We start from the raw sequence: 12,943 nt of genomic DNA, 5'->3' as shown, positions 1-12,943 counted from the left end.
ATCGTACCTGCCGGACAGCCCCGCGATCAAACCGCGTTTAAACCGCGATAGACTCCGGTGTCATGATCCGCCCCGACCTCGCCGCCATGCCCGCCTACGTCCCCGGCACCCGCCGGCCGGATGCCCTCAAGCTCTCCTCCAACGAGGTCGCCGCGACCCCGCTGCCGGCCGCCGTCCGGGCCATGTCCGAAGCCGCCGCAGGGGCCAACCGTTACCCGGACATGTTCGCCGGGGACGTGAAGGAGGCGCTGGCGGAGCACCTCGAGCTGGACGTGGCGCAGATCGCCGTCGGCTGCGGTTCCTCGGCGCTGTGCCAGCAGCTGGTGCAGATCACGGCCGCCCCGGGCGACGAGGTGATCTTCCCGTGGCGCAGCTTCGAGGCGTACCCGATCTTCGTGCAGATCGTCGGGGCCACCCCGGTGGCGATCCCGCTTCTCGACGACGGCCGCCACGACCTCGACGCCATGGCCGACGCCGTCACGGAGCGCACCCGGCTGATCTTCCTGTGCAGCCCGAACAACCCCTCCGGGGCCGTGATCACGCAGGATGAATTCGACCGCTTCATGGCGAAGGTCCCGGCGGACGTGGTGGTGGGCCTGGACGAGGCCTACTTCGAGTACAACCGGGCCGAGAACACAGTCGTGGGCACCGAGGCGATCACCCGCTACCCCAATGTCGTGGGCCTGCGCACCTTCTCCAAGGCCTACGGGCTGGCCGGAGTGCGGATCGGTTACGCCTTCGGGTCCCCGGAGTTGATCACGGCGCTGGACAAGATGGCCGTCCCCTTCGGAGTGAGTTCCGTGGCCCAGGCAGGCGCACTGGCCAGCCTGAACGCCGCGGACGAGCTGCTGGAGCGCACCGAGGAGACCGTCGTGCAGCGCGACCGTGTGGCCGACGCGCTCGGTGTGCGCCGCAGCGAGGGCAATTTCGTGTGGCTGCCGGGCGTCGATTCGCAGGACATCGCCGACCGTCTCGCAGATCAGGGCGTCCTGGTGCGGGCCTTCCCGGAGTGCGTGCGTATCACGGTGACCACGGAAGAGGAGACCGACCGGCTGCTGGAGGCGTGGCGCGCGGCGGGTCTGTGACCCATGATGGAGGCATGCTCCGCTTTCTCCTGAACATCATCGTCACGGCCATCGCCCTCTACGTGGTCACGCAGTTCGTCCCGGGTGTGTCCGTCACCCCGCCGGATGACCCGTGGGCCTTCATGTGGGTGGCGCTGGTGTTCATCGTCGTCAACGCCGTCGTCGGCCCCGTCCTGCGGCTGCTCGGCGCGCCCTTCACCATTCTCACGCTGGGACTGTTCGCGCTGGTCATCAACGCGGCCCTCTTACTGCTGGCCGGCTGGCTCTCGGGCGCGCTGGGCCTGGGCCTGAGGGTCGACGGATTTGTGCCGGCGCTGATGGGCGCGGTCGTCATGGGGATCGCGACGTGGGTGATGGGGCTCGTCCTGGGCTCCGTCGGCCTCAAGCGTTAGCCGCCGGCGAAGGGCGGCAGCACGTCGACCCGGGCCGCCCCCGCCAGGGGCGTGTCGCGGCCGCTGTTGCGGCCGTCGACGAGGAACGTGCAGCGGTCGAAAATCTCCCCCAGGGACATTCCGGCGTCGGTGGTTCCGCGGTGATGGGCCGCGCGGTCGTCGAGAAGCTCCCCGAGCGTCGCCGCGGTGACGCTCTCCCTCTCGACCCCCGCAGCGGCGCGGGCAGCGGCAAAGTAATGAATTTCCACGCTGTCCAGCATGCCATCACCGGGGATAGCATGGACGGCATGCGTTCACCCGAAGATCACCTGGCCGCAGTCCTCGAGGCTGTTCCCGCCCGACGGGCGGTCACCGTCGCGCTCGCGGACGCCCCCGGGCGCGTCCTCGCCGGCGAACTCCTCGCCGGGCACCCCTCGCCGCGTTTCGACAACTCGCAGATGGACGGCTTCGCACTCTCCCCCGAGCAGATCGCCGCCTCACCCGGCGAGTTCCGGGTGGGCGAGACACTGGCGGCGGGAGCCGACCCCGACGCCGCCTACCCGGAGGGCATCCTCAGCGAAATCGTCCCCATCATGACCGGCGCGAAGGTGCCCGCGGGCGCCGCGGCGGTCGTGCCCGTCGAGGCCTGCGATCCGCCTGCCTTCCCCGAGGCCGGCGCCACGGTCAGGGTGACCGTCTCCCCCACCCCCGGCCAGTTCATCCGCCCCGCCGGTTCCGACATCGCCGCCGGGGAGACCCTGTTGCGCGCCGGCGCGGTGCTCGGCCCGGTGGCGGTCGGGGTGCTCGCGGGCCAGGAGATCACGGAGGTGGAGGTCCTGGCGCGGGCCCGGGTCATCCTCTGCACCGGCGGTGCGGAGATCGGCGGGACGGGCGCGGCCGGCATCCCCGACGCCAACGGCCCGATGCTCGAGGCGTTGTGCGCCCGCGCCGGCATCGAGGTCGCGGCCCGGCTGCACACCGACGACGACCCGGCGCGACTGAGCGCCGACCTCGCCGCCGCCGTGGACGCGCACTCGCCCACCGCCGTCATCACCTCCGGCGGCATCTCCGCCGGCAAGTTCGAGGTGGTGCGCCGCGTGCTCGAGGGTTCCGGCTGGTTCGGACACGTGGACCAGCAACCGGGCGGCCCGCAGGGGCTGGCCTCCTTCCGGGGGGTGCCCGTGATCTGCCTGCCCGGAAACCCGGTGTCCACGCTGGTCAGCTTCCTCCTCTTCGTGGCCCCGGTCCTGGGGTCCGCGCCGGCACCGCTCACCCTCCCGCTGGCGCAGGACGCCCCGGGGCTGCCCGATCGCGACCAGTTCCTGCGGGGGAAGGTGACCGCGGAGGGCGTGCGGCCGGTCGGCGGCCCCGGTTCCCACCTGCTGGCCCAGGCTCTCGAGGCCGACTGCGTGATCCGGATCCCCGCCCCGGGCGGATTGCCCGCGGGCGACCGCGTCCGGGTCCATCCGTTCTAAGGTGATGGGTATGACCAGAACCGGCCTCGTCCTCGTCGCATCCACCCGGGCCGCCCGCGGACAGTACGCCGACCGCTCCGGCCCGATTCTCGTCGACTTCCTGCGTTCTGTCGGCGTGGACACCCCGGACGCCAGGGTGGTCGCCGACGCGGACATCGACGAGGCCTTCCGCCGGGCCCTGGCCGAAGACCCCTCGGTGCTGCTGACCTCGGGCGGCACCGGCGTCACCCCCGACGACCGCACCGTCGACGTCGTCGCCCCGCACCTGGACCGGGAGCTGCCCGGCATCGTGCACGCCTTCTACAACCGGGGGCTGGCGGCCGTGCCCACCGCGGTGCTGTCCCGGGCGGTGGCGGGTGTGGCGGGTTCGACCTTCGTCATGACGCTGCCGGGCTCCACCGGCGGCGCCCGGGACGGCGCGGCCGTACTGGAGCCGATCCTCACCCATCTCCTCGACCAGCTGGAGGGACACCATGAGCACTGACCCCGCCTACGTCGCCGAACAGACCGGATTGGTCATCTCCGCGACGATGACCGAAGCTCCCCTGGAGCCCCTGCTCGCCGACGCCCGCGCCGCCACCGCCACCGACGCCATGGGCGCGGTCGTCACCTTCGAGGGCGTGGTCCGCGACCACGACGGCGGACACCAGGTGGCCAGCCTGCGGTACACCGCCCACCCCACCGCCGGCGAGGTCATCGCCGTCGTGGCCCGGGAGGTGAGCAACGGGCACCCGGCAGCGCGCCTGTGGACGGCACACCGCACCGGCGACCTGTCCATCGGGGACCTGGCCTTCGTGGTCGTCGCCGCCGCCGCCCACCGCCGGGCCGCCTTCTCCGCCGCCGCGGAGCTGGCCGACCGGGTGAAGGCCGAGGTGCCCATCTGGAAGGAGCAGGAGCTCCCCGACGGCGCCTCCCAGTGGGTGGGTCTGGAATGACCCCGGTCTCCCGCTACCGCCGCCAGATCTCCCTGCCCGACTTCGGCCTGGCCGGCCAGGAGGCCCTCTCCCGCGCGCACGTGGCCGTCATCGGCGCCGGCGGCCTGGGCTCGCCCGCGCTGCTCTACCTGGCGGGCGCGGGCGTCGGGCGCATCACCGTCATCGACGACGACGCCGTGGACATCTCCAACCTCCACCGCCAGGTCATCCACCGCGACGCCGGCGTCGGCCGCCCCAAGGCGGAGTCGGCCGCCGAGGCGATGCGGGCCCTCAACCCGGACATCGCCGTCGCCGCCTCCCCCGGGCGCCTGACCCTCGCCAACGCGCTGGAGGTGCTGCAGGGCGCGGACGTGGTCCTGGACGGCGCCGACAACTTCGACACCCGCCACCTCGCCTCCTGGGCCTGCGCCCGCCTGGGCATCCCCCACGTGTGGGCCTCGATCCTCGGCCACGACGCGCAGCTCTCCGTCTTCCACGCCGGCCACGGCCCGATCTACGAGGACATCTACCGCCAGCCGCCGGCCCCGGGAGTGGTGCCCAACTGCGCCCAGGCCGGCGTGCTCGGACCCGTGGTCGGGGTGGTCGGCTCCGCCATGGCGCTGGAGGCCATCAAGCTGTTGACCGGTCTGGGCCGCCCGCTGATCGGCCGTCTCGCCGTGTTCTCCGGGCTGGACGGCACGTGGGAGTACGTGCCGGTCGTCGGCACGCAGGAGACCCTGACCCGGGTGCGGGGGAACGGCCCCGTCACCTCCCCGGAACTTCCCCCCGTACCGGAGGTCACCGAGCTCCCCGACGCCCCGCTGCTCATCGACGTCCGCGAACCCCACGAGTTCGCCGGTACCCGCATCCCGGGCGCCGTCAACGTCCCCCTCGGCGAGGTGCTCACCGGCGGATGGGTTCCCCCGACCCCGGCCCCCGGCCAGGACGTGGTCATCTACTGCGCCGGCGGCATCCGTTCGGCCCGCGCGGTCCGGGCCCTGGCCGAACGCGGAGTGACGGGACCGGTGAGCCTGGCCGGCGGCATCGACGCCTGGCTCAACCGGCAGGGCTGACGGGCCGCCGGCGGGCATGCTACCCCGCCAGCCCCGGCCCCAGGTTCCCCATGATTCTGGTGAGCGTCATCTGCTCCACCTCCACCCTCCGGTATTCACCCGGGGGCCGGGCTCCGCGGCCGGTTTTCCACTTCGTACCCCCTCAAGCTGTCCGGAGAGGTCACGACGGTGTCTTGAGGGGGCACGAAGTGGAAACGTCCGCCACGGAAGAAGTACCTCCCACCGGCGGCGGTGGAAGGCACTTGGCAGCGGAGACGGGGGGATTTGAACCCCCGGAGGTTTGACCCTCGCTGGTTTTCAAGACCAGTGCATTCGGCCGCTCTGCCACATCTCCTCGTCGCCCGGGAAAACTCCCCGACGACAATCCTCCACAATACCTGAGCCACCCCCAGGCCTGGAATTTCCCTACCCTGGGATGGCATGAAGGCAATCCAACTGACCAATCCGGAAGATCCGCGCTCACTGGTACTCGTCGACACTGACCTGCCGCAGCTCAGGGACGGCGAAGTCCTGGTGAAGGTGCACGCAGCGGGCGTGAACCGGGGTGATCTGCTGCAGGCGCGCGGGCACTACCCGCCGCCGCCGGGGGCGTCGGACATCATCGGCCTGGAGTGCTCGGGCGTCATCGAGGACCCGGGCGCCACCGGGCGGAAGGCCGGCGAGGAGGTCGCCTGTCTGCTGGCCGGCGGGGGTTACGCCGAGTACGTCGCTGTGCCGGAGGGTCAGCTCATGCCGATTCCGGCGGGTTACTCGCTGACCGAGGCCGCCAGCGTCGTGGAGGCGGCGTGCACGGTGTGGTCCAACCTGGGGATGCTCGCCGGGGTGCGCGCCGGGCAGACGGTGCTCATTCACGGAGGCGCGGGCGGTATCGGCACCTTCGCCATCCAGCTGTGCAGGCAGCTGGGCGCTACCGTCGCGGTGACCGCCGGCTCCGCGGAGAAACTGGAGGTGTGCCGCGAACTCGGCGCCGACATCCTGATCAACTACCGCGAACAGGACTTCGCCGAAGAGCTCAAGGGGCGCTGCGACGTCATCCTCGACATCATCGGCGCGAAATACCTGCGGCAGAACCTGCGCGCGCTGGCCGAGGACGGTCAGCTCGTCATCATCGGACTGCAGGGCGGGGTGAAGACGGAGATCAACCTCGGCGCGCTGCTCCCGCGCCGCCTGTCGGTCCGCGGCACCACCCTGCGCGCCCGCTCCCTGGCCGGCAAGGCGGAGGTCGTCGCCTCCACCGTCGAGCACGTGTGGCCGATGCTTTCCGACGCCCGCATCGCCCACCGCATCCACGCCGTCCTCCCGCTGGCCGAGGCAGCGAAGGCCCACGATCTGCTGGACTCCGGCGAGGTCACCGGAAAGATCGTGCTGGAGGCCTAGGCGAGGGAGGCCACGACGCGGGTGAGGTGCTCGAGGTCGTGGCGGGCGGTGTACGGACTCAGGGAGATGGTGACGGCGCCGCCGACCTCGTCCACGCCCATGTCGGCGAAGAGCCGGGCGAGGGGCAGGATCGTGGTGACCAGGCCGTTGTCCAGCAGCCGCTGGTGGACCGTCCGGGCGGGGACGCCGCGGACGGCGAAGGACAGGCGCGGGATCCGGTCGGAGCGGCCGCCGTCGCCCGCCTCGCCGGTGACGCCGAGGATGTGCACGGCCGGCAGAGCACCGAGGAACTGCTGCAGCTCACCCGTCAGGGACGTGAGGTAACCCGACATCTCCCGCATGGCGCGCTGGAGGCGGGTACGGCGGGTTCCGCCGGGGCTGGTCTGGTCGGCAATGACGTCCACGAGGGTGGGCACACCGCCCGCCAGCGCCGGAGCGACGGGGGTCTCCAGAACCGGGTTGAGGCGTCGGAACATCGCGGTGTCCCGGAACACCAGCGCCGACACCTGCGGGCCGCCGAGGGCCGCGACGTCGAGGGCGACGATGTCGGCGTCCCAGTCGCTGACGTCGAGGGGGCGGTAGGGGGCGTAGGAGGATGCGTCGACAAGCACCCAGGCGCGGGAACGCGAGCGCGTGTGCTCGACGATCTCCGCGACGGGCGCGACGGTGCCCAGATAACGCTGGGCGGCGGAGAGGGCGACGAGGCGGGTGGAGCCGTCGACGAGTTCGCTGTACTGCGAGGCCGGCAACGTGCCCGTCCCCAGGTCCGGTTGGGCGCGGCGGATCCGCGCCCCCGTCTCTTCGAACGGGGCCACCAGGTCTGGTTCGTCGAGACCCGAGAGCACCACGGAGGACGTCGCGCGCAGCAGCGGCCGCATCGCGCGGGCCAGCGACACGTAGAGGGCGGGCAGGCTCGGCCCCAGGATGACCCGGTCCGGGGTGGCGCCGCAGAGGTCGGCGACGGCGGTGCGGGCGGCGTCGAGAAGCAGCGACCCCTCCAGGCGGCCGGGTTCATGCACCCGGGAATGGGAACCCGAGGACTTCTCCACCTCGGCCACGCCGGTGGCCAGGCGGAAGGAACGCGACACCGCCGCCGACACACGCTCCGGGATCTGCGGGCACTGGTGCGCGTTGAGGTAGGTCCACCCGTCTCCGAGGGACACGTACTGCCCTCTCACCCGGGCGACGTCATAGGCCATTCACGACACTCCTTCCGACACGTCCGTCCAGTATGCCCCGTCCACCGCCCAGATGCACCATCGCCCCCGCGCCGGACAGATAAGCAGGAAAGCCCTGCTAGGCGACCTGTGAATCAGATTAATTCTGGCCGGACTCCCATGAAATTCACAGAGTGCGGGCCGGCGCGGACCTGACCGGCGCCGGATGCCCGTCAACCGCCCCCGCGGGGATAGTGTTGTCGGTGTGCAGGAACCATCCCCTTACCGAAACCAGCTGGACGAACAGCAGTTGCGTGACGACGTCGCCCGCATGACGGCGAGCGTCGACACGAACCCGCCCGCCTCCAGGTCCAAGACCTTCGGCGCGGCGTGGAACGACCTGGTCCGCGGATTCCGCCAGCACGAACTGTGGCTGCAGCTCGGCTGGCAGGACATCAAGCAGCGCTACCGCCGCTCCACACTCGGCCCGCTGTGGATCACCATCGCCACCGGCGTGATGGCACTGGCCCTCGGCCTGCTCTACGCCATGCTCTTCCAGATCGAACTCGCCGAGTTCCTGCCGCACGTCACGGTGGGCCTGATCATGTGGGGGTTCATCTCCGGTTGCATCAAGGACGGCTCGGACATCTTCATCGACAACGAGGGCCTGATCAAACAGCTCCCCTCCGCGCTGAGTGTCCACGTCTACCGGCTGGTGTGGCGCCAGGCGCTGTTCCTCGCCCACAACCTGGTCATCTGGGTCATCCTCATGCTCATCTTCCCCCGGGACCTCGGCTGGGAGGTGCTGATGGCCATCCCGGCGATGGCGGTGCTCATCCTCAACGGGGTGTGGGTGACCATGTTCTTCGGCATCGTCGCCACCCGCTACCGCGACGTCGCACCGCTGCTCGAGGCCATGGTGCAGCTGCTCTTCTACGTCACGCCCATCGTGTGGACCACGCAGACGCTCAAGGAGCAGGGCGGCGACGTCGCCGAACGCGCCCTGCTCGCCGAGATCAACCCGCTGTACCACTACATGGAGATCATCCGCGCACCCTTAATCGGCCAGCCCCTGGCCGCCTACCACTGGTGGATCGTCCTGGCCTTCACGGCCCTGGGCCTCGTCCTCGCGTTGCTCGCCATGAAGCAGTGGCGATTCCGCGTCAGCTACTGGGTCTAGGAGGATCCCTTGGTTTCCATCGACACCTACGACGCCTGCGTCGACTTCCCCATCTTCGACGCCAAATCGCGTTCCATGAAGAAGACCCTGCTCTCCACCGCCGGCGGCGCCATCGGCCGCAACAGCGACAACACCGTCGTCGTCGAAGCGCTCAAGGACATCAACCTGCACCTGCGGGAAGGCGACCGCGTCGGGCTCGTCGGCCACAACGGCGCCGGCAAATCCACGCTGCTGCGCCTGCTGTCCGGCATCTACGAACCCACCCGCGGCTCCGCCGACATTCGCGGCCGCGTCGCCCCCGTCTTCGACCTCGGCGTCGGCATGGACCCGGAGATCTCCGGCTACGAGAACATCATCATCCGCGGCCTCTTCCTCGGCCAGACGCGCAAACAGATGAAAGCCAAGATCGACGAGATCGCCGACTTCTCCGAGCTCGGCGAATACCTCAACATGCCTCTTCGCACCTACTCCACCGGCATGCGCGTGCGCCTCGCCCTCGGCGTGGTCACCTCCATCGAACCCGAGATCCTGCTTCTCGACGAAGGCATCGGCGCCGTCGACGCCGCCTTCATGGCCAAGGCCCGCGTCCGCCTGCAGGAACTGGTCAAACGCTCCGGCATCCTCGTCTTCGCGTCCCACTCCAACGACTTCCTCGCCCAGCTGTGCAACACCGCCCTGTGGATCGACCACGGCCATGTGCGCAAGGCCGGCCTCGTCGACGAGGTCGTGGAGGCCTATGAGGGCAAGGGTGCCGGCGACTACGTCCGCTCCCTGCTGCAGCGTTTCGACGAGGACGGCCAACCGACCCCCTCCCCGTAGCGGGGCGGAGGGAGGTTGATCCGCCGTCGCGCTGACATCGCAGCTGAAACGGCCCGGTTTCGGGACCGATGTCCACCCTGCGGCGGATATCCGTGCTTCCCGACGCCCCGTATGCCCGGCACGCCCGTTGCGTCGATGGTGTCCCCCAAAAGGATCCGCCGCCGCGCTGACATCGCCGCTGAAACGGCCCGGTTTCCGGACCGATGTCCACTCTGCGGCGGATTCTCGAGCTGCGCGAACGCCGCTCCCGGCATAATCTCTCCGCCTGGGGGGATGAGACATGAAGAAGTTCCGGCTGGAGAAGGACGCGGTCGTGGATACGGCGATGTTGAAGGCGAACGGGGTCAGTGCGCACCACATCGCCGTGTTGGTGCAGGCGGGTCAACTGCACCGCGTGGAACGGGGCGTCTACACCACCTCCCCGCCGGCAGGCAGCCTGCTGCTGCGGGCGCTGGCGCATCGGCGGCCGACCCTGGTGTACTCGGGAAAAACAGCCTTCGAACTCCACTCTGAGCAGGAGCTCACGCTGCCGTTGACCGGGCGGGTTCTTTATGGTTCCTCGGATACGGGGACCCCGTTGCTGACCCTGAGGCAGAGCAGGAAGCTGCCCTTCGAATCAATCGGGGAACTCAAGGTGGTGTCCCCTGTGTCCGCGGTGGCCGATCATATGGATCATGACGACTCCGAACTGCTGGATTTCCTGGAGAAGGCGTACCGACGGAAGGAGGGCAGACAGTTGCTGGAGCGCCACCTGGAGCAGCTGCCGCGGGTTTCACCGGGGCTGGCGAGTCTGCTCGGGCGGGCGGCCGTCGGCGGTGACAGCGACGCCGAGCGGAAGGTGTTCCGCAGGCTCAGGGAGCGGGGGCTGGTCGTCGAGCAGAACAAGGACATCGGGGGCTATCTTTTCGACGGGGTGATCGAGGCGGCGCAGTTGATCGTGGAGATCGACGGCTACAAGTACCACTCGGCCGAAAGCCGCGAGACGTTCATCGCTGACCGGTGGAAGGCCAATTACGCTGTCCGGCACGGGTACCGGGTGCTGCGCTATTCGGGGAGTTGCGTGGAATACCACCTGGAGGATGTCGTGGAGCAGATTGCGGCGGCCGTCAATGAGGACCCGGAGCATCTGGGTACTGAGGCGCGTCAGGTGTGGAGATGGCACAACACGTTCATCCGGGACGGCCCGTGGTGGGCGGAGGTGGCACAATGATCCCCATGCCAACAGCCACTTTGTCACGTTCCGGCACCACTGCAGCGGTGATCGTCACCCATCGCCGGGTGGAGCTCCTCCGGGCCTCGCTGGAGCAGGTGGTGGGCCAGACTCACCCGGTGGACTGGGTGATTGTGGTGGACAACGGTTGTGAGGAGGCGGTCCGCGACCTGGTCGCAGAGCTCGCCGGGGAGCGGGCGGTGTACCTGGCGAGCCGGACGAATCTGGGCGGGGCGGGCGGCTTCGCCTACGGTTTCCTCACCGCCCTGGCCCTGGGCGCGGACGCGGTCTGGTGCGCCGACGACGACGGCCGCCCCGCGGACGAGCACGTGCTGGCGTTGCTTTTCGACGTCGCCGAGCGTCACCGTCTCCACGAGGTTTCCCCCGTCGTGTGCAACATCGACGACCCCGGCCGGCTCGCGTTCCCGTTGCGCCAGGGGCTGACCTGGAAGCGGCGCCGCGACGAGCTGGAGGGGGAGTTCCTCCCCGGTATCGCGAGCCTGTTCAACGGCGCGCTGATCAGCGCGCAGGCGATGGAGATCATCGGCGTGCCCGACTACCGCCTGTTCATCCGCGGCGACGAGGTGGAGTACCACCGCCGGCTGGTGCGTTCAGGGTTGGCCTTCGGCACCGCCCTGAGCACCGCTTACCTGCACCCGGACGGTTCCGATGAATTCAAGCCGATCCTGGGCGGGCGGATGCACACCCAGTACCCGGACAACGAGTCCAAGCGCTACTTCACCTACCGCAACCGCGGCTACGTCATGAGCCAGCCGGGCATGCGGAAGCTGCTGCCGCAGGAGTACGCCCGCTTCAGCTGGTTCTTCCTGGTGCAGCGCCGTGATCCGGCAGGATTCCGGGAGTGGCTGCGGCTGCACCGTCAGGGGCGCAACGAGCGTTTCACGCGGCCGAGCTAGCGGAAGATGAAGGCCCGCTGGACGATGAAGTTGATCACCGTGGCGGTGCCCTGCGCGATGAGGAAAGCGACCACCACGGCCACGGAGTTGTGCCAGTCCCAGTCGGTGAACAGCCGGTAGAAGACGGCGTGCAGGCCGACGTTGACGAAGTACGTAATGCTGTACAGCCCCGCCACCTGCAGGAATCGGCGCAGGGAGGGCTCTGCCTGGAAGGTCCAGCGCCGGTTGATCAGGTAGGCGGTGGTGGTGCCGAAAATGAATCCGACGGACCGCGCCAGGACCGGGCCGACGCCCAGGAGCACCTGGAGGATGAACGTCAGCCCGAGGTCGACGATCGCCGAGACGCCGCCGGAGATGATGAACCGGATGGCCTGAATGCGCAGGCCCTTTTCCTTGGGTTGTACCTCTGTTACCACGAGGCATTACCCTACCCCGGAAAGTCGCCTATCCCCGTAGGAGTCCGCGGTAGAGGTCCAACCGGTCGACGGGGGACAGTGCCTCGGGGCCGTATCCGCCGACGTCGGCGAGCCGGGTCAGGGAGCGGCCGCACAACTCCCGGACCCGGGTGCTGGTGAGGGGGGTGCCGTCGTCGTCCTCCCAACCCAGCGCCGCCATGGTGGTTTCCAGGACGTGGTCGCCGAGCAGGTCGTCGCTCATGCAGGCCAGTCCCAGAACCACGGACCAGAAGGCGTCGCGGGCCGGAGGGTCGGTCTCCACGGGCAGGCCCGCGAGAACCTCGGCGACCTCGCGCGGCAGTTCGACGTCGCGCATGAGGTCGAGCGCCTGGAGCAGCGGCACGAAGTCGAAGATGCCGGAACGGTCGATGATCCCGCGGACCGCCGGCGTGGTGGCGGCGAGTACCTCGCGGATGGTGGAGGTGCCGGTCAGTTCGGCGTTGATGGCCGCGAGGTCGAAGTCGGCCTCGCCAAAGGCGCCTGATCCGCCGACGCACAGAGCGCGCGGGGTGCCGGAATCGCGGGGGTAGGACTCCACCGTGGTGATGATGATGTCCCACAGGCCGAAGTGGTAGGCGATCGAGTCGCCCTCCTCGCTGAGGTGGAGGTGGAGCTCGTCGGCGGCGTCGAGGCGGTGCTCACGGTCGTCGAGGGCGGAGAAATGCCAGGGGGTGGCGCCGCGTTCCTCCTGGAAACCGAAGGAGGTCACCAGGACGTCGTGGAGGTCGGCGAGGTGGAGGGCGTCGTTGACGCCGATGTGGCGGTGCACCTCGGCGTCGGCACGCACGTTCGCCGACCGGATGATCACGGTGCGCAGCTGCCGCTGCCGGCGGGCGCGCGCGGCCGTCAGGTCGACGACCCGGCCTGCTCTGCGCGCTCCCTCGGTTGGCATGCCACCCAGGGTAGCGAT

15 protein-coding genes and 1 tRNA gene are annotated in these 12,943 nt (G+C 69.7%); 11 read left to right on the top strand and 5 right to left on the bottom strand.

Features of this window, described 5'->3' with window-relative positions; genetic code table 11:
* Positions 1-62: 62 nt before the first annotated feature.
* Positions 63-1,085 carry a histidinol-phosphate transaminase gene (hisC, locus tag B840_RS00880; RefSeq protein ID WP_042620563.1) on the top strand — a complete coding sequence of 341 codons (1,023 nt, stop codon included), beginning with the start codon at positions 63-65 and terminating at the stop codon, positions 1,083-1,085.
* Between the two features lie 14 nt (positions 1,086-1,099).
* Positions 1,100-1,477, top strand: a complete 378-nt coding sequence (locus B840_RS00875; RefSeq protein ID WP_042620562.1) for a phage holin family protein — start codon at positions 1,100-1,102, stop codon at positions 1,475-1,477.
* Here the strand turns inward: B840_RS00875 and B840_RS00870 are convergent.
* Positions 1,474-1,725, bottom strand: coding sequence for a MoaD/ThiS family protein (locus B840_RS00870; protein ID WP_229676553.1), 252 nt, complete (start codon positions 1,723-1,725; stop codon positions 1,474-1,476). The two genes, B840_RS00875 and B840_RS00870, sit on opposite strands and share 4 nt — an antisense overlap.
* Positions 1,726-1,764: 39 nt before the next feature.
* On the opposite strand from B840_RS00870, the gene B840_RS00865 reads away from it, so the two are divergent.
* The 4 genes from B840_RS00865 to B840_RS00850 are packed head-to-tail and all read left to right on the top strand — an operon-like array spanning position 1,765 to position 4,918.
* Positions 1,765-2,931 (top strand): molybdopterin molybdotransferase MoeA, encoded by a 1,167-nt coding sequence (locus tag B840_RS00865; RefSeq protein ID WP_042622405.1) that lies wholly within the window; start codon positions 1,765-1,767, stop codon positions 2,929-2,931.
* A 10-nt stretch (positions 2,932-2,941) separates the two neighbouring features.
* Entirely contained in the window at positions 2,942-3,415 is a 474-nt protein-coding gene (locus tag B840_RS00860) for a MogA/MoaB family molybdenum cofactor biosynthesis protein (protein WP_042620560.1), read from the top strand.
* Positions 3,405-3,866, top strand: coding sequence for a molybdenum cofactor biosynthesis protein MoaE (locus B840_RS00855; RefSeq protein ID WP_042620559.1), 462 nt, complete (start codon positions 3,405-3,407; stop codon positions 3,864-3,866). The genes B840_RS00860 and B840_RS00855 overlap by 11 nt, the downstream gene beginning before the upstream one ends.
* Complete coding sequence (locus tag B840_RS00850) at positions 3,863-4,918, top strand: ThiF family adenylyltransferase (protein WP_042620558.1); 1,056 nt, start codon at positions 3,863-3,865, stop codon at positions 4,916-4,918. The genes B840_RS00855 and B840_RS00850 overlap by 4 nt, the downstream gene beginning before the upstream one ends.
* 249 nt (positions 4,919-5,167) lie before the next feature.
* Here the strand turns inward: B840_RS00850 and B840_RS00845 are convergent.
* Positions 5,168-5,252, bottom strand: a tRNA-Ser gene (locus B840_RS00845).
* A gap of 86 nt (positions 5,253-5,338) precedes the next feature.
* Between B840_RS00845 and B840_RS00840 the strand changes: the two genes are divergently transcribed.
* Positions 5,339-6,295: an NAD(P)H-quinone oxidoreductase gene (locus tag B840_RS00840; RefSeq protein WP_042620557.1), complete on the top strand. Its 957-nt coding sequence runs from the start codon at positions 5,339-5,341 to the stop codon at positions 6,293-6,295.
* Here B840_RS00840 and B840_RS00835 read toward each other — a convergent pair.
* A complete protein-coding gene (locus B840_RS00835) occupies positions 6,292-7,494 on the bottom strand; it encodes an aminotransferase class V-fold PLP-dependent enzyme (RefSeq protein WP_042620556.1) in 1,203 nt (400 codons plus the stop codon). The two genes, B840_RS00840 and B840_RS00835, sit on opposite strands and share 4 nt — an antisense overlap.
* A 289-nt stretch (positions 7,495-7,783) precedes the next feature.
* Between B840_RS00835 and wzm the strand changes: the two genes are divergently transcribed.
* From wzm to glfT1, 4 genes are all read left to right on the top strand, one after another.
* Positions 7,784-8,632 carry a galactan export ABC transporter permease subunit Wzm/RfbD gene (wzm, locus tag B840_RS00830; protein WP_169745287.1) on the top strand — a complete coding sequence of 283 codons (849 nt, stop codon included), beginning with the start codon at positions 7,784-7,786 and terminating at the stop codon, positions 8,630-8,632.
* 9 nt (positions 8,633-8,641) lie between these two features.
* Positions 8,642-9,451: a galactan export ABC transporter ATP-binding subunit Wzt/RfbE gene (gene wzt, locus B840_RS00825; RefSeq protein ID WP_042620554.1), complete on the top strand. Its 810-nt coding sequence runs from the start codon at positions 8,642-8,644 to the stop codon at positions 9,449-9,451.
* A gap of 280 nt (positions 9,452-9,731) precedes the next feature.
* Complete coding sequence (locus tag B840_RS00820) at positions 9,732-10,661, top strand: DUF559 domain-containing protein (RefSeq protein ID WP_042620553.1); 930 nt, start codon at positions 9,732-9,734, stop codon at positions 10,659-10,661.
* Positions 10,658-11,578, top strand: a complete 921-nt coding sequence (gene glfT1 / locus B840_RS00815; protein WP_156971807.1) for a galactofuranosyltransferase GlfT1 — start codon at positions 10,658-10,660, stop codon at positions 11,576-11,578. Before B840_RS00820 ends, glfT1 begins: the two co-directional genes overlap by 4 nt.
* On the opposite strand, the gene B840_RS00810 is transcribed toward glfT1, so the two are convergent.
* Both B840_RS00810 and B840_RS00805 read right to left on the bottom strand, forming a co-directional pair.
* On the bottom strand, positions 11,575-11,994 hold the full coding sequence (locus B840_RS00810; RefSeq protein WP_042620552.1) for a GtrA family protein: 420 nt from the start codon (positions 11,992-11,994) through the stop codon (positions 11,575-11,577). The genes glfT1 and B840_RS00810 overlap by 4 nt on opposite strands.
* A gap of 28 nt (positions 11,995-12,022) precedes the next feature.
* Positions 12,023-12,925: a plasmid pRiA4b ORF-3 family protein gene (locus B840_RS00805; RefSeq protein ID WP_042620551.1), complete on the bottom strand. Its 903-nt coding sequence runs from the start codon at positions 12,923-12,925 to the stop codon at positions 12,023-12,025.
* Positions 12,926-12,943 lie beyond the last annotated feature (18 nt).

It is taken from the genome of Corynebacterium marinum DSM 44953 (assembly GCF_000835165.1).
Classification (GTDB): domain Bacteria; phylum Actinomycetota; class Actinomycetes; order Mycobacteriales; family Mycobacteriaceae; genus Corynebacterium; species Corynebacterium marinum.
Note: the sequence above shows the minus strand (reverse complement) of the source record. Positions and strands in the feature narration are given on the sequence as shown.

Excerpts from the sequence above, each read along its gene's own strand:
- hisC (WP_042620563.1), top strand. The coding sequence starts at position 63 with ATGATCCGCCCCGACCTCGCCGCCATGCCCGCCTACGTCCCCGGCACC.
- B840_RS00875 (WP_042620562.1), top strand. The coding sequence starts at position 1,100 with ATGCTCCGCTTTCTCCTGAACATCATCGTCACGGCCATCGCCCTCTAC.
- B840_RS00865 (WP_042622405.1), top strand. The coding sequence starts at position 1,765 with ATGCGTTCACCCGAAGATCACCTGGCCGCAGTCCTCGAGGCTGTTCCC.
- B840_RS00860 (WP_042620560.1), top strand. The coding sequence starts at position 2,942 with ATGACCAGAACCGGCCTCGTCCTCGTCGCATCCACCCGGGCCGCCCGC.
- B840_RS00855 (WP_042620559.1), top strand. The coding sequence starts at position 3,405 with ATGAGCACTGACCCCGCCTACGTCGCCGAACAGACCGGATTGGTCATC.
- B840_RS00850 (WP_042620558.1), top strand. The coding sequence starts at position 3,863 with ATGACCCCGGTCTCCCGCTACCGCCGCCAGATCTCCCTGCCCGACTTC.
- B840_RS00840 (WP_042620557.1), top strand. The coding sequence starts at position 5,339 with ATGAAGGCAATCCAACTGACCAATCCGGAAGATCCGCGCTCACTGGTA.
- B840_RS00835 (WP_042620556.1), bottom strand. The coding sequence starts at position 7,494 with ATGGCCTATGACGTCGCCCGGGTGAGAGGGCAGTACGTGTCCCTCGGA.
- wzm (WP_169745287.1), top strand. The coding sequence starts at position 7,784 with ATGACGGCGAGCGTCGACACGAACCCGCCCGCCTCCAGGTCCAAGACC.
- B840_RS00820 (WP_042620553.1), top strand. The coding sequence starts at position 9,732 with ATGAAGAAGTTCCGGCTGGAGAAGGACGCGGTCGTGGATACGGCGATG.
- glfT1 (WP_156971807.1), top strand. The coding sequence starts at position 10,658 with ATGATCCCCATGCCAACAGCCACTTTGTCACGTTCCGGCACCACTGCA.
- B840_RS00805 (WP_042620551.1), bottom strand. The coding sequence starts at position 12,925 with ATGCCAACCGAGGGAGCGCGCAGAGCAGGCCGGGTCGTCGACCTGACG.